Annotated in this window: 18 protein-coding genes; 10 read left to right on the top strand and 8 right to left on the bottom strand. The window is 61.7% G+C overall.

The window, feature by feature from the left end; translation table 11 throughout:
* Nucleotides 1-12 precede the first annotated feature (12 nt).
* Nucleotides 13-777 carry a ChbG/HpnK family deacetylase gene (locus ACGJAX_RS26560; protein ID WP_390956744.1) on the bottom strand — a complete coding sequence of 255 codons (765 nt, stop codon included), beginning with the start codon at nt 775-777 and terminating at the stop codon, nt 13-15.
* Between the two features lie 328 nt (nt 778-1,105).
* Between ACGJAX_RS26560 and ACGJAX_RS26555 the strand changes: the two genes are divergently transcribed.
* The 6 genes from ACGJAX_RS26555 (at nt 1,106) to ACGJAX_RS26530 (ending at nt 7,756) form a co-directional block, all read left to right on the top strand.
* On the top strand, nt 1,106-1,774 hold the full coding sequence (locus ACGJAX_RS26555) for an ATP-binding cassette domain-containing protein (protein WP_390956743.1): 669 nt from the start codon (nt 1,106-1,108) through the stop codon (nt 1,772-1,774).
* Nucleotide 1,775: 1 nt separating this feature from the next.
* Nucleotides 1,776-4,247: an FtsX-like permease family protein gene (locus ACGJAX_RS26550; RefSeq protein ID WP_390956742.1), complete on the top strand. Its 2,472-nt coding sequence runs from the start codon at nt 1,776-1,778 to the stop codon at nt 4,245-4,247.
* The gene (locus ACGJAX_RS26545; protein ID WP_390956741.1) at nt 4,237-5,310 is read left to right on the top strand and encodes a lipocalin-like domain-containing protein; all 1,074 of its coding nucleotides are present in this window, start codon (nt 4,237-4,239) and stop codon (nt 5,308-5,310) included. The genes ACGJAX_RS26550 and ACGJAX_RS26545 overlap by 11 nt, the downstream gene beginning before the upstream one ends.
* A gap of 62 nt (nt 5,311-5,372) precedes the next feature.
* On the top strand, nt 5,373-5,615 hold the full coding sequence (locus ACGJAX_RS26540) for a hypothetical protein (RefSeq protein ID WP_247254295.1): 243 nt from the start codon (nt 5,373-5,375) through the stop codon (nt 5,613-5,615).
* A 196-nt stretch (nt 5,616-5,811) separates the two neighbouring features.
* Entirely contained in the window at nt 5,812-6,405 is a 594-nt protein-coding gene (locus ACGJAX_RS26535; protein WP_247254296.1) for a hypothetical protein, read from the top strand.
* A 673-nt stretch (nt 6,406-7,078) separates the two neighbouring features.
* Entirely contained in the window at nt 7,079-7,756 is a 678-nt protein-coding gene (locus tag ACGJAX_RS26530; protein WP_090319340.1) for a type 1 glutamine amidotransferase domain-containing protein, read from the top strand.
* 88 nt (nt 7,757-7,844) lie between these two features.
* Here ACGJAX_RS26530 and ACGJAX_RS26525 read toward each other — a convergent pair whose 3' ends face one another.
* The 3 genes from ACGJAX_RS26525 to ACGJAX_RS26515 form a co-directional block, all read right to left on the bottom strand.
* Nucleotides 7,845-9,227: a 2-oxoadipate dioxygenase/decarboxylase family protein gene (locus ACGJAX_RS26525; RefSeq protein WP_390956740.1), complete on the bottom strand. Its 1,383-nt coding sequence runs from the start codon at nt 9,225-9,227 to the stop codon at nt 7,845-7,847.
* 104 nt (nt 9,228-9,331) lie between these two features.
* Nucleotides 9,332-10,288, bottom strand: coding sequence for an alpha/beta fold hydrolase (locus ACGJAX_RS26520; protein ID WP_090319346.1), 957 nt, complete (start codon nt 10,286-10,288; stop codon nt 9,332-9,334).
* A 22-nt stretch (nt 10,289-10,310) separates the two neighbouring features.
* Nucleotides 10,311-11,765: an NAD(P)-binding domain-containing protein gene (locus tag ACGJAX_RS26515; protein WP_390956739.1), complete on the bottom strand. Its 1,455-nt coding sequence runs from the start codon at nt 11,763-11,765 to the stop codon at nt 10,311-10,313.
* A gap of 190 nt (nt 11,766-11,955) precedes the next feature.
* Here ACGJAX_RS26515 and ACGJAX_RS26510 point away from each other — a divergent pair, with 190 nt between their 5' ends.
* Complete coding sequence (locus ACGJAX_RS26510) at nt 11,956-13,029, top strand: diguanylate cyclase (protein WP_390956738.1); 1,074 nt, start codon at nt 11,956-11,958, stop codon at nt 13,027-13,029.
* A gap of 255 nt (nt 13,030-13,284) precedes the next feature.
* On the opposite strand, the gene nudE is transcribed toward ACGJAX_RS26510, so the two are convergent.
* The 3 genes from nudE to ACGJAX_RS26495 all read right to left on the bottom strand — a co-directional run bounded on the left by nudE (nt 13,285) and on the right by ACGJAX_RS26495 (nt 16,231).
* Nucleotides 13,285-13,833 carry an ADP compounds hydrolase NudE gene (gene nudE / locus ACGJAX_RS26505; protein ID WP_390956737.1) on the bottom strand — a complete coding sequence of 183 codons (549 nt, stop codon included), beginning with the start codon at nt 13,831-13,833 and terminating at the stop codon, nt 13,285-13,287.
* 88 nt (nt 13,834-13,921) lie between these two features.
* Complete coding sequence (locus ACGJAX_RS26500; protein ID WP_390956736.1) at nt 13,922-15,052, bottom strand: helix-turn-helix transcriptional regulator; 1,131 nt, start codon at nt 15,050-15,052, stop codon at nt 13,922-13,924.
* Between the two features lie 135 nt (nt 15,053-15,187).
* Complete coding sequence (locus ACGJAX_RS26495; protein ID WP_390956735.1) at nt 15,188-16,231, bottom strand: Rieske 2Fe-2S domain-containing protein; 1,044 nt, start codon at nt 16,229-16,231, stop codon at nt 15,188-15,190.
* Nucleotides 16,232-16,376: 145 nt separating this feature from the next.
* Between ACGJAX_RS26495 and ACGJAX_RS26490 the strand changes: the two genes are divergently transcribed.
* From ACGJAX_RS26490 to ACGJAX_RS26480, 3 genes are all read left to right on the top strand, one after another.
* Nucleotides 16,377-17,216, top strand: coding sequence for an SDR family NAD(P)-dependent oxidoreductase (locus tag ACGJAX_RS26490; RefSeq protein WP_247256265.1), 840 nt, complete (start codon nt 16,377-16,379; stop codon nt 17,214-17,216).
* Entirely contained in the window at nt 17,203-18,129 is a 927-nt protein-coding gene (locus ACGJAX_RS26485; protein WP_390956734.1) for an alpha/beta hydrolase fold domain-containing protein, read from the top strand. Before ACGJAX_RS26490 ends, ACGJAX_RS26485 begins: the two co-directional genes overlap by 14 nt.
* Nucleotides 18,130-18,194: 65 nt before the next feature.
* Nucleotides 18,195-19,250 (top strand): 3,4-dihydroxy-2-butanone-4-phosphate synthase, encoded by a 1,056-nt coding sequence (locus ACGJAX_RS26480; protein ID WP_390960000.1) that lies wholly within the window; start codon nt 18,195-18,197, stop codon nt 19,248-19,250.
* 103 nt (nt 19,251-19,353) lie between these two features.
* Here ACGJAX_RS26480 and surE read toward each other — a convergent pair whose 3' ends face one another.
* Nucleotides 19,354-20,331 carry a 5'/3'-nucleotidase SurE gene (surE, locus tag ACGJAX_RS26475; RefSeq protein WP_390956733.1) on the bottom strand — a complete coding sequence of 326 codons (978 nt, stop codon included), beginning with the start codon at nt 20,329-20,331 and terminating at the stop codon, nt 19,354-19,356.
* Nucleotides 20,332-20,336 lie beyond the last annotated feature (5 nt).

Here is a 20,336-nt window from a genome sequence, read left to right as displayed (position 1 = left end):
TTTTCGCCCCGATCAACCTTCCCCAGCCACGCCATAGGCCACCCTCGGCACCCCTGGCAGGTGCTGCTCCAGCAGTTCACTCAACGACTCGCCCTGCTCCAGACAAGCATCGCCAAAGTCGGCACCCAGTTGACTGGGGTGGGCGACGATTTCCAGTAGACCGTCGTCCGGTGGGGGGGCATTGCGCAGGTCCTGCGGGGTGCCCACGTAGTCGGCGGTGGCGCCGGCCAGGCGGCTCAAGCGGTGATTGAGCAAGTGCTTGAACACACGTTTGGGCAGGCTTTGCGTGTGTCCCAGGTTACGCGCCAGGCGCAGGGGAACGCCTTGGTCGGCGGCGAAACGCGCGACGATTTCGCCGATCGGCCAGATGGTGTGCACGTTCTGATGGGAGTCCAGATGGCTGGGCCTGACACCATGGTCCAGGCAGCGTTGCCACTGCGCTTCGAGTTCTTCGTGTACGGCGCGGCGATCCTGATGGCCGAGCCACAGGCGGGCGCGGGACAGGTTGAGGTCGAACAGGCCGGCGCTGTCGCAGAAGGTCCGGCGCGTCAGAATGCGCCGGCTCAACGGGCGGCCGGAGGTGAGGTTGAAGTGCAGGCCCACGCGTCCTTCCAGCAACGGATGCCGGGCCAGTGAACACGCCGCTTCGAAGGCCGGCATATTGGCCATGGCGGTGGCGGAACTGATGACCCCGGCCTGGAAGGCGCCCAGGATCACCGCGTTGTCGCAGGCACTGAGGCCGAAATCGTCAGCGTTGACGATGACTTGGCGAGGCATGTTCGTCCTCCATGGGGGGTAGGTGGATGCAAGGGCTCAGAAATCAATCCAAGGGGTATAGACCAGACTCCCGCATCCATGACAGCCAAATGTCAGATCAACATCTCCCGCTTTTGCGGCCAATTGCCATCAAGCGCTTGCCGCTGCTGGATCTGCAACAGGCAGGAAGGGCCGGGAAGGCTTTGGGCAAATCGATAAACGGTCGTGAGTCTTTGAGTTCGCGGCAGGCGCTACCGTCTTTTGAACACGGCTCGAAGGTCGTTCGGTAGCCGACAAAAAACATTGAGTCCCGCTATTCTTGGCCCACGCTCCTCCAACAGGTTCTTCCATGCTTGAAGTCCGCGGTGTCTTCAAAAGCTACGCCACGCCCCAAGGGCCATTGCCGGTGTTGCAAGGGGTCGACTTGACGCTGAAACCCGGCAGCAGCCTGGCGTTGATGGGCGAGTCGGGCAGTGGCAAGAGCACCTTGCTGCACTTGATCGCCGGTCTGGACAAGGTGGATCGCGGCAGCATCCGCCAGGGCGAGCATCGCCTGGAGCAGATGAACGAAAGCCAACTGGCGAACTGGCGGCGCACCGAGATCGGTTTGGTGTTCCAGCAGTTCAACCTGATCGGCAGCCTGCGGGTAGAGGACAATCTGGCATTCCAGGCGCGGCTGGCGGGGCGGCATGATCGGCGTTGGCAGGCGCATCTGGTGCAGCGCCTGGGGTTGAGTGAGTTGCTGCGGCGCTATCCGGAGCAGTTGTCCGGAGGGCAGCAGCAACGGGTGGCGTTGGGGCGTGCCCTGGCGTCGCGGCCGCCGTTGCTGTTGGCCGACGAACCCACCGGCAGCCTCGATGAAGCCACCAGCGATGACGTGCTCCAACTGTTGCTGGAACTGCTCGATGACAGTCCAACGACCCTGCTGATGGTCACCCACAGCCCCCATGTCGCGGCGCGTCTGGCCGACAAAGTGGTGCTGCACGGCGGACGTCTGGCCGGTGTGGGCGAGCGCTGAGATGGGCATTTTTGGCGAGACCCTGCGCGCGTTGCTCAGCCATTGGCGGCTGCATCCGGTGCAGTTTTTCAGTGTGCTGACCGGCTTGTGGCTGGCCACCAGTCTGCTGACTGGTGTGCAGGCGCTCAACAGCCAGGCGCGGGACAGCTACGCCCGCGCCAGCCAGTTGATCGGCGGCGAACCTCAGGCCAGTCTCAGTGCGCCGGGGGGCGGGACCTTCTCACAGCAGCTGTTTGTCGACCTGCGCCGCGCGGGTTGGCCGGTGTCGCCGGTGTTGCAGGGCCGGCTGATGCTTCAGGGTCATGAGGACCAACGTTTGCAACTGATGGGCATCGAGCCGGTGTCACTGCCGGCCGGTGCGGCGGTGGCCGGACAGGCCCTGGCCATCGAGCAGGTGGTCGGGTTTTTCACGGCGCCCGGCAGCACCTGGATTGCGCCGCAGACAATGCAGTCCCTGGGGTTGAGCGAAGGGGCGCGCCCCCTCGCGGCAAATGGTCAGGTGCTACCGCCCTTGCACGCGCAAAGCGACATGGCCCCTGGGGTGTTGCTGGTGGACATCGGTTTCGCCCAGGCGATTCTCGGATTGCCGGATCAGTTGTCGCGTCTGCTGCTGCCCAAGGGCTTCACCGCGACATTACCGGATGCGCTCAAGGGGCAACTTCAGCTCAAGACCGCGGGCGAAGAAAACAATCTGGCGCGCCTGACCGAAAGCTTTCACCTGAACCTCGACGCCTTGGGTTTTTTGTCGTTTGTGGTCGGCCTGTTCATTGTGCATGCCGCCATAGGCCTGGCGCTGGAGCAGCGTCGAGGTTTGCTCAGAACCCTGCGTGCCTGCGGGGTCAGTGCGCGGATGCTGATCACCTGCCTGGCCGTCGAACTGGGTGTGCTGGCGCTGATGGGCGGGGTGGCCGGCGTTGTCAGCGGCTATTGGCTGGCCGGCGTATTGCTCCCGGACGTCGCCGCCAGCCTGCGCGGGTTGTATGGCGCGGAAGTGGCGGGGCAACTGAGCCTCAGTCCGCTGTGGTGGCTCAGTGGGATCGGTCTGAGCCTGCTGGGCGCCTTGCTTGCCGGAGCCAACAGTTTGTGGCGGGCGGCACGCTTGCCATTGCTGGCGCTGGCCGATCCGCAGGCCTGGCATCAGGCCCATGCGCGCTGGCTGCGACGCCAGGGGTGGGTGGCGACCCTGGCCTTGGCTATCGCATGGCTGGCCTTGCTGCGCGGTGACAGCCTGGCCAGCGGTTTTGTACTGATGGCCACGCTGTTGCTGGGGGCCGCGCTGGCGTTGCCGGTGCTGCTCAATACCTTGCTCAATGGTTTGCTCAGAGGCAGTCGATCCGTGCTCGGCCAATGGTTCCTGGCCGATTGCCGGCAGCAATTGCCCGCGCTGAGTCTGGCGCTGATGGCGTTGCTGTTGGCGCTGGCGGCAAACATCGGTGCCGGCAGCATGACCGCCGGTTTTCGCCAGACCTTTAGCGACTGGCTCGAGCAACGGTTGACCGCCGAGCTGTACCTCAATCCGCAAAACCCGGCCCAGGCCCGGGAACTGCACGCCTGGCTCAAGCAACAGTCGCAGCTCACGGCGGTGTTGCCGAACTGGCAAGTCGCAATCCAGTTGCAAGGCTGGCCGGTGGATGTCTTTGGCGTGATCGATCACCCGACTTACCGCGAGCATTGGCCACTGCTCGAAGCCTTGGGCGACAAACCCTGGGATCGCCTGGCCAGGGACGACGCGATGATGCTCAGCGAACAACTGGCACGACGCTTGAAAGTGCAACTGGGCGATCACCTGACGATTCCCACGCCCAATGGCGACTGGTCGCCGCGTATCGTCGGGATCTACGCCGACTATGGCAATCCGAAGGGACATGTGCTGGTCAACGTCAATCACTTGCTGCGCGGCTGGCCGCAATTGACGCCGAACCGTTTCAACCTGCGCATCGAGCCGGCATTGATCACGCCGTTCGTCACGGCGCTGCAAGCGCGTTTCGCCCTGGATGACAGCCGCATCGTCGATCAGGCCCGGCTCAAGGGCTGGTCCACGCAAGTCTTCGAACGCACCTTCGCCGCCACCGCCGCGCTCAACAGCCTGACCCTGTGCGTGGCGGGGGTGGCGTTGTTCATCAGTCTGCTGACCCAAAGCCAAAGTCGCCTCGGGCAACTGGCGCCGCTGTGGGCGCTGGGCGTGACGCGCCGGCAACTGATGCTGCTCAACCTCGGGCAAACCTGGTTGCTGGCGTTGCTGACGCTGGTGCTGGCGTTGCCGCTTGGCATTGCCCTGGCGTGGTGCCTGGACACGGTGATCAACGTCCAGGCCTTCGGTTGGCGCCTGCCATTGCGGGTGTTCCCGCTGCAATTGCTGCAACTGATGGGGCTGGCGGTGCTGGCGACCTTGCTGGCCTCGGCATGGCCGCTGTATTCGCTGTATCGCACGCAACCGGCGGACCTGCTGAGGACCTTTGCCCATGAGGATTAGGCTGGGTGTATTGATAATTGCCGCCTTGCTCGCCGGTTGCGATCAATCGGCGCCGGTGGACAAAGGCTTTGCCGGGCTCGGCAATCAAGCAGCCGCATTCACCCCGGTGGTGCCGGGTCGTGTGTTCAGTTTTCCGGCAGATCATGGCCCGCACGATGGCTTTCGCATCGAGTGGTGGTACGTCACCGCCAACCTCAAGGACGCGCAGGGCCGTGAGTTCGGCGTGCAATGGACGCTGTTTCGCAGCGCCTTGCAAGCCACGCCCGCGCTGTCTGGCTGGGCTAATCGGAGCTTGTGGCTCGGTCACGCGGCGGTGACCTCGGCGGGGGTACATCACGCCGCCGAGCGTTACGCCCGTGGCGGTGTGGGCCAGGCCGGAGTGAACCTGACGCCATTCGATGCGTGGATCGACGACTGGCGTTTCAGCAGTCAGGCAACGGTGGCCGATCCGCTGGCCGATCTGCAACTCAGCGCCCGCGACAAGGGGTTCAGCTATCAATTGCACCTGACCTCCAATCGGCCCCTGGTGCTTCAAGGCGACCAGGGTTTCAGTCAGAAGTCCGAACAGGGCCAGGCGTCGTACTACTACAGCCAGCCGTTTTTCCAGGCCAGCGGCACCCTGGAGATCGACGGCGAGACGCATCAGGTCAGCGGTCCCGCGTGGCTGGACCGTGAATGGAGCAGCCAGCCCCTGACCGCCAACCAGACGGGGTGGGACTGGTTTTCCCTGCACCTGGACAGCGGCGAACAGGTGATGCTCTATCGCATGCGGCAAAAGGACGGCGGCCCTTACCTGACCGGTACGTGGATCGACGCCCAGGGGCAGGCGCAGTTGTTGAAGGCCGACGACATCCGCCTTGCTCCCCAGGACACCGCCAGGGTGGCCGGGCGCAAGATGCCGGTCAGCTGGTCGATCCAGATCCCCGGCAAACACCTCGACATCGTCATCAGCGCACTCAATGCCGGCGCCTGGATGGATTTGCGCATTCCGTATTGGGAAGGGCCGGTACGCCTGAGCGGCAGCCATGGCGGGCAGGGCTATCTGGAAATGACCGGCTATTGAGGGGGAACTCTCGACAGCGCGCTATCCTCCCAAGTCAATAAGCCCTTTCACAGGAGCCTGCCATGCGCGAAGACCTGACACCGCCCGACCTTGAAACGTGGCAGCGCCTGTTCGAAGACGAGGGCTACTGGCAACAATCCCCCGACGCCCACTACATGGAACTGCAGCGCCTGGCCGACGACCTGTTGGGGCAGGGCGCCATTGACCTGGAACAATGGCAGGACCTCAAGGCCAGGGCTGAGCAATCCCATAAGGACTCCCCGGCCGTGAACGTGGCCCGGGAAGTCGACGATCCCGAAACCTGAGGACAATTCTGTGAAACCCTGCGCCCTGCGGCCCCACCCCGGCACCAGGGCCGGGGCAATGGAAGCGCCAGCGGCGAATCGATGTCGCAAGAAACCGCGAGCAGTCCCTGATCAGCGTCTATGCTCATCGGCACGGTCGGCGCTTGATCGAGGTTGAGCGCCTTTCGCTGCCATTCTTCACAGGGAAAGTACCGCTATGAAACGTCACACTCGCAAGCTCTCCACATTGACCCAGGCGATCAGCCTGGCGGCTGTGTTGTCGACGGCCAGCTTCTGCGCTTTCGCTGCGGACATTCCGTTGGCGGAGTCCGTGATTTCCGATCATGTCACCACCAAAGTCGTGTCGGTCGACGTGCCCAACCGTCAGGTGGTGCTGGAAGGCCCTGAAGGTCATCAGGTGTCGTTGCAACTCACTGAAAAGGCCAAGAACCTGGATAAGCTGAAGGTCGGTGACAAGGTCAAGGTTGATGTTCTGCACTCGGTCGCGGTCTCTCTGGACACCAGCGTCGATAAAGGCCTGCCGGGCACTACCGAATACACCGGAGAGACGCGCAATGCACCGGGCTCGGCCAAGCCAGGTGGAGAAGCCTACCGGCAGGTGAAGGTGGAGTTGCAGATCACTGATATCGATCTCAAGCACCATCGCGTCACCTTCAAAAACCCGGCCGGCCAGTCGAAAACGGTCGATGTGCAACGGCCTGAAGTTCAGGCCAAGCTCAAGGACCTGAAAAAAGGCCAGAGTGTGGTGGTGACTTATACCGATCTATTAAAAGTGACCACTCTGAAATAGATGGATAGTTGGTTTTACAGGGCGATTGTTCTTGTATAAGCGTTTGTACAAGAACAATCAGTTGTTAATGGACGAACTGGTGAGTTTGGTTTTTTGTTCGAATCAACTATCCGTTGATATGTCAGTAACAGGTGTAACTGCAAATTTCATGTTGTAAACGCGGTTTTTCTCAACGACATCAATTAAAATGCTTCTCGTTCGCCCAGTGCCGAGGCTCTTTACCAGTGCAAGGATTGCCGAGGCCATTGCACTGGGCGAACAACTTTCTCCAGTCATTCCAGCCTGTTTTTCACCTCCTCAAAAGAATCCAAGTCGATCAGCCGCGCGGATCGATATTGATGTCGCCTGCGCAGACTTTCCCATGAGGGATGAACGTCACTCATCGAAAGTTGAAGTTCGGATATTCCGTCAGCCCCCATCATGTCGGGGGCACTGAAATGCAGCTCTGCAAAATGTACAAAGTGCAGGCGTTCACCCCCGGATACCGATCAACACGGTCCCTTACTTTGAGTTCGGCCATCGGCAGGCGAATTCGCTTGTCGCGCACTATGCTAGAGGGCCGGCAAGTCGAACGATCAGTGCCGCGCGAAGGTCATACGGCAGGACCCTGCGCCACGTTGTGCGCACCATGGCTAAAGCCACCACTGCAGTCCCGAGATGGAGTGAAGACGACATGAAAATCCTGATGGTTTTAACGTCCCACGATCAATTGGGTAACACCGGCAAGAAAACCGGGTTCTGGCTGGAAGAATTCGCCGCCCCGTATTTCGCCTTCAAGGACGCGGGGGCTCAGTTGACCCTGGCTTCGCCCAAGGGCGGGCAGCCACCGCTGGACCCGAAGAGCGATGAGCCCGATGCGCAAACCGAAGCCACCGAGCGCTTTCGCAAGGACGCCGCAGCACAATCGGCGTTGGCATCGACAGTCGTCCTCAGCTCGGTGAAGGCCGACGATTACGACGCCATCTTCTACCCTGGCGGCCATGGGCCGTTGTGGGACCTGGCCGAAGACAAGCATTCAATCGCATTGATCGAAGCCTTTTACAAGGCAGGCAAACCGGTTGCGGCTGTGTGTCATGCACCGGGTGTCTTGCGCCATGCCAAAGGCGCCGATGGCCAGCCACTGGTCAAAGGCAAGAAGGTGACGGGGTTTACCAACAGCGAAGAAGAAGCGGTGCAACTGACCCACGTCGTGCCGTTTCTGGTGGAGGACGAACTCAAGGCCAAGGGCGGGATTTATTCAAAGGGACCTGACTGGGCCAGCTATGTGCTGACCGATGGTCTGTTGCTGACCGGGCAGAATCCGGCGTCTTCGCAAGCGGCTGCCGAAGCCTTGTTGGCAAAATTGAAGTAGATGCTGCTTTTGTCGGAGCACGGCTTGCCAGTGATGGCGCAGGCGAAATCGCTATCGCTGGCAAGCCAGGCTCCCACAGTCCCGTGTGTTAGAGAGTGCTCAACACGGCGAAACACTGCTCGATCGAGCGCCGCTGCGTCTCGGCGTACAACCCCAGCTCATCAATCGTCGGACGGCCCAGGGCCTGCTCGAACGCTTGCTGGTTGGAATGCACCCCGTAGTGGGTTTGCGCCGCATCACCCAGGTTTGACTGAAATATCCCCGCCGCACTGACCGGCAGGAAATCTTCGTACACCAAGGGTTCAACCTGCAGATAGCCACCGCTGACCAGATCTTCCAGCGTCAAGGTGTTCAGCGCCTTCGCGGCCAGGCCTTTTTCCGTCACGAAATAGCGAAAGTACGCCAGGTCCTGTTGGCGCATGCCTTCGTACGTGTCGGGAAACTCACTGAAATGCTGCACCATCAGCGCGTTGTAGCGAGCGGCGTTGGCTTCGTTGGGGAAATCCTTGAGTTCATCGCGTGCCGCATTGAGCAAGCGGTCGTACAACGCCCGTCCTTTAGGCGTGAGGGCCGCGCCGCGTTGTTCGATTTCACCGAAACGGGCGCTGTGGCTGCCCCGGGCCTCGGCCTGGTCAGTGAACGCGATCGGCTCGTCGAGTGCCTTGAAACTGGTCTGGCGCAACAGGATCGGGCACTGGCGGCGGGGCGGGCCTTCGATCACGGCTTTGGGGGTGATGCCATGCGCCGGCATTTGCGCCTGGACGATATCGATGTCGAGGGTGCGCGGTGTCAGGTGATTGATGTGCGGGCCCTTGAAGGCCACCACATCGGCAATCAGGCGATGCTGGGCGCTGAGCTGGCGGTACTGCTCGGCAGTGACCGTGGCGCTGTGGTGCCAGCGGAAGGTTTCCAGCGCTTGTTCGACGAAGTCCCGGGCTTGCGATTCTGTGAGGCCGCCCTGGCTTTCGGCTTGATCGATAAGGGCGAGGGCGGTGGGGGTGAAGATCGAGCGTTTGTCGAGCGTCGATTGGGCGAATGCCCGAAGCCCCAGGTCTTCGATCAACTCCAGGCGCAACAGCGAGGTGAATACCCGGAACGGGCTGACTTGCAGCGCCTCTTCATGCACGGCACGAAACGCGGTGGAATGCACCGGCACCCCGGCCGGCGTCAGGTCGTAATAACCCACCGGTTGCATGCCCATGACCGCGAACAGACGGGCGAGGGTCGCCAGTTCTGCCGCCGTCCCGACACGGATCGCGCCGTGGCGCTCCAGGTCCAGGCGCTCGATTTCGCCGGTGCTTTGCAACTGCCGGGCCACTTGTGGATCGCTGTCCAGCACATGACGGTTGGTCTGCTCCACCAGTTCCATCAGCGCCCCGTACAGTGGCACCTCTTCGCGGTACATGTCGGACATCGCTTTGGAGAAGCGTTGGCGGATCAGGTCGGGGCTGACGAAGTTCGGGTGATTCATGAACACAATTCCTGGCGCGGTGACGTTGAGCAAAAGATCGCAGCCTTCAGCGTCGCCGACAAACGAAGTTTCTGACGAACTTCATTCTGCAAAGGACTGCATCCTCAGTGCAGTCGTTGATCCTGAGGGCTTTCCGAGCGCAGGGATGCCAAAAACTCCCGATACAGGCGCGCCGAACCGGAGGGCGCTTCGACCATCGGCATATGGCCGATGCCTTCCCAGACTTCCACCCGCAGATTGGCCAGGCCTTTGCTCCAGATGGCCACGCTGCTGACATCGATCAAGCGATCCTTGCGTCCCCACAGCAACAGCGCGGGTGCTTGAATGGCTGGAAGCTTGGGCTCCATCGGTGGGCTGGCGCGAAAGTCGCGGAAGATTTCTTCCAGTTCGTCGCGTGCCTGTTCATAGCGATGGGCCATGGCGTCCAGCACCACGCGCGGCACCCAGGGCGGAGCCGCCATGGTCATGCCATAGAAGTATTTGAATTCTTCCCGGGAGTTGATCAGAAACGGGTTATGGCCCTTGGCCAAGTGCCGTTCCAGGTCACTGGGTTCGGGGGCGGTGACGCCCGCCGGGTCGAACAGGGCGACCGAGGCAATGCGGTCCGGATAGGTGGCCGCCAACCATGCCGCAATGTAGCCCCCCATCGAGTTGCCGATCACATGGACCTTGTCGACCCCACAGACATCGAGCAGTTGGATCATGCGCTTGGCCTGCAGCGGGATGTCATAGCCGCCGCCTTCCTTGAAGCCGGTTTCGCCGTGGCCGGCGATGTCGGGAATGATCACCCGGTAGCTGCCGACAAAATGCCGGGCAAAGCGCAGCCAGAGATTCTTGTCGGCACTGAAGCCGTGCAGCATCAAGACGTTGCTGGACGCCTCATAAGGGCCGCCTTGCCAGGTCGAGACGGTCATTTCGGATATGGGCACGACGATCTTGTGCAACTTGTACAGCTTGGCCTCGGTGGCCACGCTCAAGTCATAAAGCCAATAGCCGATGGCCGGATAGCTCAACCAGCTCCAGGCGGCAAAGACCGCGATAGCGACAACCAGTAAAAGCATCAGGTGTCTTCCTTCTAACGGTTCAGGACAAAATGTGATCGGCGGGTTTCAGGGCTCGGGTCAGGCGATGGAAGCTGAAACTGAACCCCGGAAACATGGCAATCACATGACCGCTCTTGCTTTGATACCAACTGTGGCAGCCTCCTGACTTCCACACGGTGCGTTCCATTTCTCTATGGATCATTTCAGTGTAGGTACGTTCTGCCTCGGGGCGAACTTCGATGCTGCGCAAACCTCGTGATTTGAGGGTACGAATGCAGTCGAGGATGTAATTCATCTGCGATTCGATGATAAACAGCGCCGACGTATGGCCGATTCCGGTGTTTGGGCCGGTGACGATAAACAGGTTGGGAAAGTCCGGCAGGCTGGTGCCGAGGTACGCGCGCGGGAACCGGGCCCAGACATCTTTCAGGCGAGTGCCGTGCTTGCCGGTGACCGGGTAGGAGATCACTCCGTCGGTGGCGTCGTAGCCGGTGGACCAGACAATCAGGTCCAGGTCGATGTGCTGGCCGTCCTGCATGACGATGCCGGTTTCGTCGAGGGCGGCAATGCCTTGTTCACGGCTGTGCAGCGTCACATTGCTGCGACCCAGTGCCGGGTACAGCGTGCTCGACAGGATCACCCGTTTGCAGCCGATGGTGTAGTCCGGCGTCAGTTTTCGCCGAAGTTCGGCGTCCGGCACCTGGCGCTTGATGAAGCGCAAGGCCTGGTGCTGGACCATGCGTATCGCCGGTTTGGAGTATTTGAAGGCAATCACCCGGGTTTCGAATTGCCAGTAAATCAGCCAGCGCAGCAGTTTGTAGGCCGGTTTCAGCCCGAGCAACCAGCGCTGGAAGCGGCCAAACGAGCGGTCAGCCCGGGGCAATACCCAGTGCGGCGTGCGCTGGAATACATGCAGGTGCGCGACATCCGGGGCCATTGCCGGAATCACCTGGGCCGCACTGCCGCCGCTGCCGACAATGGCCACGCGTTTTTGTCGGTAGTCGTAGGTGTGATCCCAGTTGTTGGTGTGAAAAGTCTTGCCCTGAAAGCGTTCCTGGCCTTCGAAGTGCGGGACCACAGGCTGGCTCAGCGGCCCGGTGGCATTGATCAGGAACTGCGCGTAGAAGGTGCCCTTGGCGGCCGTGTGGACCGCCCAGCGTTTGTTTTCGTCGTCCCATTCGACGCGTTCGACATTGGCTTGCAGTTCAACCCGGTCGCGCAGGCCGAAGTGCTCCACGACATAGCGGGTGTAGCGGTGCAGTTCGGCCTGTTCGGCGAACATCTGCGTCCAGCGGTAGGGCGCGAAGGACAGCGAGTAAAGCGGCGAGGGCACGTCGACCGCGGCGCCCGGGTAGGTGTTCTGGCACCAGGTGCCGCCGAAAAAGTCCCGCCGCTCGAGCAGGCGAAAGTCGGTGATGCCGTCCTTGAGCAAATTGACCGCTGCACATTGACCGCCAAAGCCGCTACCAATGATCAACACCTGAAAGGTCTGCATGGGCCTCCTCTTTATCGTTTTTGCGTCAAGCCTGTCTTCATGTATAGCCAAACATTGAGCGTACGCCTGGCGGCTATGCCACGGTATTCAGCCCGCCCACCGGTGATGGCTATTTAACGTTGCCCTGTTAGACTTCGAGGCATACGCGCAACCCTGGAAGCATCAGGTACCGCTCTGTGGAGAGGTCCCAATGGGAAAGATGGGAGTGAAAGGGCTTTCACTGGCCAGGAGGCTCTACACGTCGCGCATGCTTGGCCTGGTGCTGGGGCTGTTATGCGTGAGTGTGGCGATGTACCCCCTGAACCCGGCACCCTGGGTCTGGGCACTGATGTTGTTCAACGGCCTGATCTGGCCGCACCTGGCTTATCAATGGGCGCGCCGGTCCCAGGCTCCCTATCACGCCGAACACCGTAACCTGCTGGTTGACGCCTTTCTGGGTGGCTTCTGGGTGGCGGCCATGCAGTTCAATCCGCTGCCCAGCGCGACCACCATTTCCATGATGGCCATGAACAACGTGGCGATCGGCGGCTTGCGCTTTCTGTTGGCGGGCAGCGTTACGCAGATCCTCGGGATCGGTATCGGATGGCTGATTTTCAAACCGCTGTTCATTCCTGAAACCAGCCAGATTCAGCTTTACGCCTGCTTGCCCTTGATGTGTTTTTATCCGCTGGCGCTGGGCTGGATCTGCTTTCGCCAGGCCCATACCCTCGGACGGCAGAAACGTGAATTGCTGGCCCTGAGCCGAACCGACAGCCTGACCGGTCTGCTCAACCATGGCGCCTGGAAGGATCAACTGGAAGTCGAGTTTCAGCGCTGCCAGCGCCAGCATCAGGGCGGGGCGATTGCGCTGATCGACATCGACCATTTCAAAATCATCAATGACACTTACGGTCACGTCGCCGGTGACATCGTGTTACGGCAACTGAGCAAGATGCTCAAGCAGAACCTGCGGGCCACCGATGTTGCCGGGCGTTATGGCGGTGATGAGTTTTGCGTGATTCTTCCGGATCTGCCCTTGATCAATGCCGCGGCGGTCATGGAAGCGCTGCGTGATCGCTTTGCCACGTTGGGCTATGAGCAGAATCCGGCGCTGACCGTCAGCCTGAGCATCGGCCTGGCTGCGTTCAATCCCGCTCACAGTGACGCGACCTTATGGCTCAGCGATGCTGACCGGGCGTTGTACGAGGCCAAGACGACGGGGCGTAACCGGGTCATTTGCTGCGGTGATGGTCGGGCTGAGCATGAGCTGCTTGATTCGGTTTGATGATCTTTGAGGCAGACTGCCTTGCTCCCCGATTCCTTGTAGGAATTGGCTTGTCGGGGCGTCGCATCGCAGCGATGGCGGCCTGACAGCCGACCCATCACCCGCAGGTGCACCCGATCCACTGTAGGAGCGAGCTTGCTCGCGATGGTGGCATAGCAGGCGATGTGGAGTTGGATGTGCCCGACTCGTCGCGGGCAAGCCTGCCACAGGGGGAACTGGATGTTCCCGGGTTTTGCGTCGAGTCAGAGCCCGAGGTCAAGGGCGTCGGGCGATGGCGCCCATGGCCATGAACAGTGCGGCAATCGCCCGGGCTTCGTGGAGTTCGCCGCGGGCTACGAGCTCGGGAATATGTGCCAGGGGCACGCGAACGCATTCCAGGGGTTCGGGTTCGTCGCCGGTCAGTTGGCGGGGGCTCAATCCCTCAGCCAGGACCACCCGGTAGCGGTGACACAAATGCCCCGGCGCCAATGTCAGTTCACCCAGTTCGGTCAGGCGTGCCGCACGCAGCCCGACTTCCTCGCAAAGTTCCCGTTGGGCCGCTTGCACATAATCTTCGTCGGGCTCCGCGCCGCCCTTGGGCAGGCCGAGGATGGTTTTTTCCACACCGACCGCGTATTCGCGCACCAGCAACACATGCTCCGGATCAGGCATCGCCACCAGCATGACCGAGCGGTAACCGGTGCCGCGCAGGCGTTCGTAAATCCGCTGCTGGCCATTGCTGAATTGCAGGTGCAGGGCTTCGATCTGAAAGTGGTCGCTTTGCGCCAGCAGTTCAGTCTTGAGGATGGTTGGACAGTTGCGCATGGGTCAGGCCCCCTGGTTGGGATGGAGCCACTGTGCGCCGTACCGGGAGGGCCGCCATCGTCCGAGCGGACGAGGGCGAAAACCGGCCCTAACCGAGGGTCGCCACACTGCGCAGAATCAAGCGCACCAGCATCGTCTGGCGGGTCACGCCGGTCTTGGAGAACGTGGAGCGCAAGTGCGCCCGCGAGGTGTTGCGGCTGATTCCCAGTTCTTCCGAGGCTTCGTCGAGGGTCAGGCCGTTGGCCAATAACATCGCCAGCTGGGTTTCCGCCGGGGTGAAGTCGAACAGCGCGCGAACGATTTCCTGGGGCGCGGTGGACTGTTGTTCCGGGTCGCTGATGAAAATCACCACGGTCGGGCACTGTTTGCCTTCGCTCCAGTCGGTCAGCGGCACCGAACGCACGATAATTCCCAGGTCCGCGCGGCCGGACGGTCGCTGCACACGCAGCGCTTCGACCACCGACGGGTTGCTGCTCTTTTGCGACAGCAGCGACTGCTTGACCAGGCGCCGGAACTCCTGGGTATCGCGGGCCGTCCCCACTTGCAGGCCATCGTTGACCAGTTTGATCCCGTCCTTTTCCTGGATCAGCCGATCGGCAACCGGGTTGGTCTGCAGCACTTTGCCGGCTTCATCGAGGATGATCGTGCCCACGGCCATCTGGTTCACCGCACCGGCGTACAGGTTGCGTTCGGCTTCGATGCGGTTGAGCTGCATGTGGATTTTGATCGAGCGTTCCAGGTGCGGGATGAAGTGCGTGAGCAACGCTTTCTCTTCGCCGCCGAAGGGCTTGTCGTCGCGCCCGCGGCTGATGCGGATCCGGCACTGGGCACCGTCAACGGTGTTGATGTCGGCACCGAGGATGTGGAACACGTCCACCGGTTCGAGGAAATTCTTGTAGAACTCCGAGTGCTGCCAATCGTCGTTGGACACGAACTCGGCGAGGGTCACTACCTGGCGGTTAGGCAGGTCGACAAACGGGTCGAGGCTGAAAAAGTGCTTGTTGTAAGACGCCGTCGCCTCGGTCGAGGTGCCGGTGGTGTTGACCATCAGGCCGTCCACATGCGCGCTGGGCGGACGCAGGATGAAGGTCACGTACTTGCTTTGCAGGTGCACATTGAGCTGGTTGAGAAAGGTTGCCCAGGGAATGGTTTCCAGTGGCCCCTGATAGAGGTTGCCGAGTAATTCACTGAACGTATCGAGGCTGAGGTCCTGCTGCATAGGGAAAAACCGTTTTTATTATTAGCGTTGGCGGTGGCCGAGAATAAGCGTCGGTATCGACTCCTTGCAACGCTCGGGCGCAGGGCCTGACAGGCGGCTGCCGACCAGGCCCCTGGAACGCGAAAGGCTGCGTATTCAGGCGCGTTCGCGAGCGCGCACGACAAATTTCCTGTGTTCCAGCACGTCCGCCGACAGCGCCGCGACGTCGGTGTAGAACTGCTCATACCAGCGACGCAACTGATAGACCGGGCCGTCGCCGTCACACAAAAGCGGGTTGTCGACGCGGGTCTTGCTGTGCCAGATCGCCACGTCTTCGTAGAAAGCTTCCTGGGCCTGCTGCACGTAGGCCTTGGCCATCGCCTGATTCTGTTCTTCGCTCAGCCCCGGGATTTTCTTTACCAGTACGCCGTAGCGCAGGGTGAAGCTGTCGAGGTCGATTGGTACGTGGCAATTGAGCAGGATCGAGTGAATCGGCTGGCCGTTCATGGCGCCGGTCATTTCGGTGATCTGATAGGCCGGGCCGTAGTAGGTGGCCACGGTGCTCAACTCGCTGTCGCCCGACAAGCGCTCGCTGCGGGCGCTCATGATCTGGGTCGCCAGGTGGCCTTCGAACACGTTGCTGAATTCCTCGACCGGGGCGCCGTGGACGGTGCCGAAGTGCGCCATGTCGGCGATGTTGTCGATCAATTCGCGGCAGTTGGTGCCGATCTGCAGTTCGGCGACTTCCCACGCCGCCCACTCGTCACTGAAGCAGGCGTCGATGCGCGGGATGCGCTGTTCGGGAAGCGGAAGGTTGCCCTCCGGGTCATTCCAGACGAACAGCAGATGGTTTTCTTCCATGAGCGGCCAGCTCTTGATCCTGGCCCGTGGAGGAATGCGCTTGGCATAAGGAATGTCATCACAGACACCATCGGCACCCCAGCGCCAGGCGTGGAACGGGCAGCGGATCGAGTTGCCTTCGACACAGCCGGTGCTCAGGTCGGCACCCATGTGCGGGCAATAGCCATCGAGGATATGCAGCTCGCCGTCTTCGCCTTGAAAGACCACCAACCGGGTACCGAATACCTCCAGGCGATGGGCCTTGCCGTCACGGTATCGGGCGGCCAGGCCCAGGCAATGCCAGCCGCGGGCGTAGCGGTCTTCCAGCAGTTTGGCTTCGATGCGGTGCAGGGTACTCATCTTGTTGTTCTCCCAAGGGTCACGGGTTCGGCGCACGTAACGGATTCTGCCGGCCCTGTAAAAGCGGGCATCGTCTGAATGGACGATGGCTGCGTCGGGCCGGCCGGCTCTACTGGCGCCATTGGACCCAGTGCAGGAGTTGGCGATGAGTAATGAATCAGGGCCGGTGGCGGTGATTACAGGGGCTGCCAGCGGTATCGGTCGAGGCCTGGCTGAACATGCGGTAACGCTGGGCATGCGTCTGGTGCTGGCGGATCGGGATGCGGTGGGCCTGCAAGCCCTGGGCGATCAGTTGCGGGAAAACGGGGCACAGGTCATCACCTGCGTGACCGATGTCGGCGATCTGGTTCAGGTCGAGCGCCTGCGTGATTGCGCGATCGAACACTTTGGCGCGGTGGATCTGCTGTTCAACAACGCCGGGGTGATGCAAACCGGCTACAGCTGGGAAATCACCGACGCGCAATGGCAACGCATGCTCGACGTCAATCTGGGTGGCGTTATCAACGGCATTCGCAGTTTCGTGCCGTTGTTGTTGCGTCAAGGGCGGGCGGCCCATGTGATCAACACCGCATCCCTCGCCGGGCTGGTCAGCAGTCCGTTGATGGCGCCGTACAACGTGACCAAACAAGCCGTGGTGGCCCTCTCGGAAACCCTGCATTACGAACTGGCCATGCTCGGCGCGCCGGTATCGGTTTCGGTGCTGTGCCCGGGGCCGGTCGCCAGTGAAATCATGGCGTCGAATCAGACTGTGGACACGGCCGGTTCGTCCTTCAGCCAATTGCTCGACAACACGATTCGTCAAGGCATGACGCCGGCAGAACTGGCGACGCAGGTGTTCGCTGCCGTCGCGCAAAAACGCTTCTGGATCTTGCCTCATAAGGGCTTCAAACCGGCGCTGGAGCGTCGGGTACACAGCATTCTGGAAGAAACCAACCCACAGTTTCACATGACCGATGTCGAGGAAGACGCCCATGCCGCTCGATAAGCAGATTGCTGCGGTGCTCCAGCCGTTTCGCGACCTCCCGCCGCCCGATTTCAGCCAGCTCGACGCCGCGCAATACCGGCAGTTCAGCGACAACCTGCTGCCCGCAATCCCCGGTGACCCGATGATCGAGGTGCGTGACCTGAAGGTCGCCGGCGCGGCGGGGCAGCTGGATGCGCGACTATATCGGCCGCTTGAGCAAGACAATCTGCCGCTGCTGGTGTTCTTCCACGGCGGCGGTTTTGTCATGGGTAACCTCGACACCCATGACAACCTTTGTCGTTCCCTGGCACGCCAGACCGAAGCGGTGGTGGTTTGCGTCGCCTATCGACTGGCGCCGGAACATCAGTTTCCGGCGGCACCGCTGGATTGTTACGCCGCCACCTGCTGGCTGGTCGAGCAGGCCGCCGCGCTCGGCGTCGATGGCCGCCGGCTGGCGCTGGCCGGGGACAGTGCCGGGGGCAATCTGGCGCTTGCAGTCAGCCAATTGGCGGCGCAACGCCAAGGGCCGAAAATCAGTTACCAGTGTCTGTTCTACCCGGTCACCGATGCGCGTTGCGACAGTCAGAGCTACGAGGATTTTGCCGAAGGCTATCTCCTCTCCAGCGCGATGATGTACTGGTTCTGGCAGCAGTACTTGCCCGATGCCGGGCTGGGTGATGATCCCCTGGCTTCACCCTTGCGTGGCGACAGGCTGGCGCAGTTGCCGCCCACCACGCTGCTCACGGCCGAGTTTGACCCGTTGCGTGACGAGGGCGAGGCATTCGCCCGACGCCTGCTTCAGGCCGGCGTATCGGTGCGCCTGCAACGTTGTGAAGGCATGGTTCATGGCTTTATCAGCCTGGCGCCGTTCGTCGAGCGAGCCGCATGGGCGTTGTCCGATGCCGCGGCAGACTTGCGCGGGGCACTCAATTGAACGGCGCGGCGAACCTGGCATTCGATGCGGTGCCACAGTTGATCGAGGCCATTGCCGCCGGGCAAATGGTGGTGATCACTGACGACGAACACAACGGCGAAGGCTCGTTGCTGATGGCTGCCGAACAGTCAGGCGCCGAAGCGGTCACGTTCATGGCGGTCCAGGCGCGCGGGTTGATTTGCCTGGCCTTGACCGAACAACGCTGTCGCGCCTTGGGCCTGGACCTGATGGTGCCCCATTCACGGGCGCAACACGGTGTGGGTTTTACCCGCTCGATCGAGGCGGCCACCGGGGTGTCCACCGGCATTTCCGCGGCGGATCGGGCGCGCTCGATCCAGGTCGCGGTCGATCCGGCCAGCGTGCCTGCGGACCTGGTTCAGCCCGGGCATGTCTTTCCGGTGCAGGCCTTGCCCGGTGGCGTGATGCAGCGCGCCGGGCATGTCGAAGCCGCTTGCGACCTGACCCGACTCGCTGGCCTGCAACCGGCTGCGACGCTGGTGGGCATTCTCAACGAGGAGGGTGAGCTGGCCCGTGGTGCCGAACTTCACGAGTTTGCCCGTCGTCATGGCCTGCGCATTGGCAGCATTGCTGATTTGATTCACTACCGCATCCTGCATGAAGGCACGATCGAGCGTGGTGATGAGTATCCGCTGCATACCCGGCACGGCGTGTTTCAGGTGACCACTTACCAGGACACCTACCAGGGGTTGCTGCATCTGGCACTGGTCAAAGGCCGGGTGGACAGTGCTCAGCCGGTTCTGGTGCGAGTGCAAAGCATCGAGACGCTGCGCGACGCATTGGGTTGTGAGGGCGAAGGCGGGCCGCAGCAATGGACCCTGGAGCGGTCGCTGGCGGCCATCGCCGCGGCTGAATGCGGTGTGCTGGTGCTGCTGGCGCAGAAGGAAACCGCCGACGGCGTGCTTGAACAACTGCGTCAACGCAGCGGCGGCAAACCACGGGCGCCACAGTTTCCGCAACGGACCCTGGGCGTCGGCGCACAGATCCTGCGCGATCAAAACGTCCGCAAAATGCGCTTGATGAGCTCGCCGGTGCCCTACAAAGCGGTGTCCGGGTTTGATCTGGAAGTGACCGGGTTTGTGCCGTTTCAAACAACTACCTGAGGCAGACACATAACCCTTCGTCAGCAAGCTCGCGATGGCGATCTGGCAGGCGCAATCGATGTTGGATGTGCCGACCTCATCGCGAGCAAGTTCTCTAAATGACTTAAGGTTTTAAACCCCGCAACATTCCCTTCGCTTGATCCTGCACCGCATCCGGTGCGGTCATGTTGCCGTCGATCACGGTGATCACCGCATGTCCCTGCCACAGCTGATACGCATCGGCCTTTTGCTGGGCGGCGGTCGGGGTCGAGGGGGCGGTCAGGTTGACATGAACCACGCCATCGGCGCCGCGCTGGGAGATGAAGTTCACCCGGTCCCAATTGCCGATTGGCGCGAAACTCACACCTTTGACTTCACCGGGCGGCAGTGCCGGGTAGTTGAGGTTCAAGCCGCTGGCGCCTGGCAGGCCGAGCACGTTCAGTTCGCAGGGGCGTTTGTGTTTGGCGCAGGTCTGTCTTGCTGCCGTACCAGCCAGGGTCGATTGCTCGATGACTCGCACTGCAAACCGCGCCGTATCGTCCATGGCGCCCAGGGTTTTGCGGTAGCCGGCCTGCTGATCCTTGATGATCAGGTCCATGTCGATGGCCGTCGACACCGCCACCGCCGGAATTCCCTTGAACATCGCCCGCACCGCCGCGTTCAGGGTGCCGGACATCTGTGTCAGCGGACCGACGTTTTCGCCGAAGTTAGTGCCCGACACCACCAGGTCTGGCGGGTTGTCCTTGAGCAGCACGTCAAGGCCGACGTTGACCGCATCTACCGGAGTACCAATGGCGGAGGTCTTGCCGGTGGGCGGGGTATAGCCCTCCGGAGGCCCGACGCAGAATTTACCCGGCGCCAGTTCGGTCACCGCCAATGCCTGGCCGGGCACGACCACGCTGGCGGCGCTGATGCCGCTGCTGTCGTTCAACGGGCCGACCAGGGTTACCCGATGTCCGGCGGCGGTCAGTGCACGGTACATCGCATCGATGCCGGGTGCGCGGCAACCATCGTCGTTGGTCAGCAGGATGTTCAATGCATTGGCCTGCATCGACAGGCCGACGCTGGCCATGGCGATGACGCCAGTGAGCAGTTTATTCATGGGGC

This window comes from Pseudomonas moorei, assembly GCF_042846945.1.
GTDB lineage: Bacteria > Pseudomonadota > Gammaproteobacteria > Pseudomonadales > Pseudomonadaceae > Aquipseudomonas > Aquipseudomonas moorei.
The sequence above is the reverse complement of the archived record's forward strand: the minus strand, read 5'-3'. Positions and strand labels throughout refer to the sequence as shown.

Coding starts and splice junctions, on each gene's coding strand:
- ACGJAX_RS26495 (WP_390956735.1), bottom strand. CDS start 16,231: ATGAGTACCCTGCACCGCATCGAAGCCAAACTGCTGGAAGACCGCTAC.
- ACGJAX_RS26500 (WP_390956736.1), bottom strand. CDS start 15,052: ATGCAGCAGGACCTCAGCCTCGATACGTTCAGTGAATTACTCGGCAAC.
- ACGJAX_RS26550 (WP_390956742.1), top strand. CDS start 1,776: ATGGGCATTTTTGGCGAGACCCTGCGCGCGTTGCTCAGCCATTGGCGG.
- ACGJAX_RS26535 (WP_247254296.1), top strand. CDS start 5,812: ATGAAACGTCACACTCGCAAGCTCTCCACATTGACCCAGGCGATCAGC.
- ACGJAX_RS26525 (WP_390956740.1), bottom strand. CDS start 9,227: ATGAATCACCCGAACTTCGTCAGCCCCGACCTGATCCGCCAACGCTTC.
- ACGJAX_RS26530 (WP_090319340.1), top strand. CDS start 7,079: ATGAAAATCCTGATGGTTTTAACGTCCCACGATCAATTGGGTAACACC.
- ACGJAX_RS26485 (WP_390956734.1), top strand. CDS start 17,203: ATGCCGCTCGATAAGCAGATTGCTGCGGTGCTCCAGCCGTTTCGCGAC.
- ACGJAX_RS26540 (WP_247254295.1), top strand. CDS start 5,373: ATGCGCGAAGACCTGACACCGCCCGACCTTGAAACGTGGCAGCGCCTG.
- nudE (WP_390956737.1), bottom strand. CDS start 13,833: ATGCGCAACTGTCCAACCATCCTCAAGACTGAACTGCTGGCGCAAAGC.
- ACGJAX_RS26510 (WP_390956738.1), top strand. CDS start 11,956: ATGGGAAAGATGGGAGTGAAAGGGCTTTCACTGGCCAGGAGGCTCTAC.
- ACGJAX_RS26560 (WP_390956744.1), bottom strand. CDS start 777: ATGCCTCGCCAAGTCATCGTCAACGCTGACGATTTCGGCCTCAGTGCC.
- surE (WP_390956733.1), bottom strand. CDS start 20,331: ATGAATAAACTGCTCACTGGCGTCATCGCCATGGCCAGCGTCGGCCTG.
- ACGJAX_RS26545 (WP_390956741.1), top strand. CDS start 4,237: ATGAGGATTAGGCTGGGTGTATTGATAATTGCCGCCTTGCTCGCCGGT.
- ACGJAX_RS26515 (WP_390956739.1), bottom strand. CDS start 11,765: ATGCAGACCTTTCAGGTGTTGATCATTGGTAGCGGCTTTGGCGGTCAA.
- ACGJAX_RS26490 (WP_247256265.1), top strand. CDS start 16,377: ATGAGTAATGAATCAGGGCCGGTGGCGGTGATTACAGGGGCTGCCAGC.
- ACGJAX_RS26480 (WP_390960000.1), top strand. CDS start 18,195: ATGGTGGTGATCACTGACGACGAACACAACGGCGAAGGCTCGTTGCTG.
- ACGJAX_RS26555 (WP_390956743.1), top strand. CDS start 1,106: ATGCTTGAAGTCCGCGGTGTCTTCAAAAGCTACGCCACGCCCCAAGGG.
- ACGJAX_RS26520 (WP_090319346.1), bottom strand. CDS start 10,288: ATGCTTTTACTGGTTGTCGCTATCGCGGTCTTTGCCGCCTGGAGCTGG.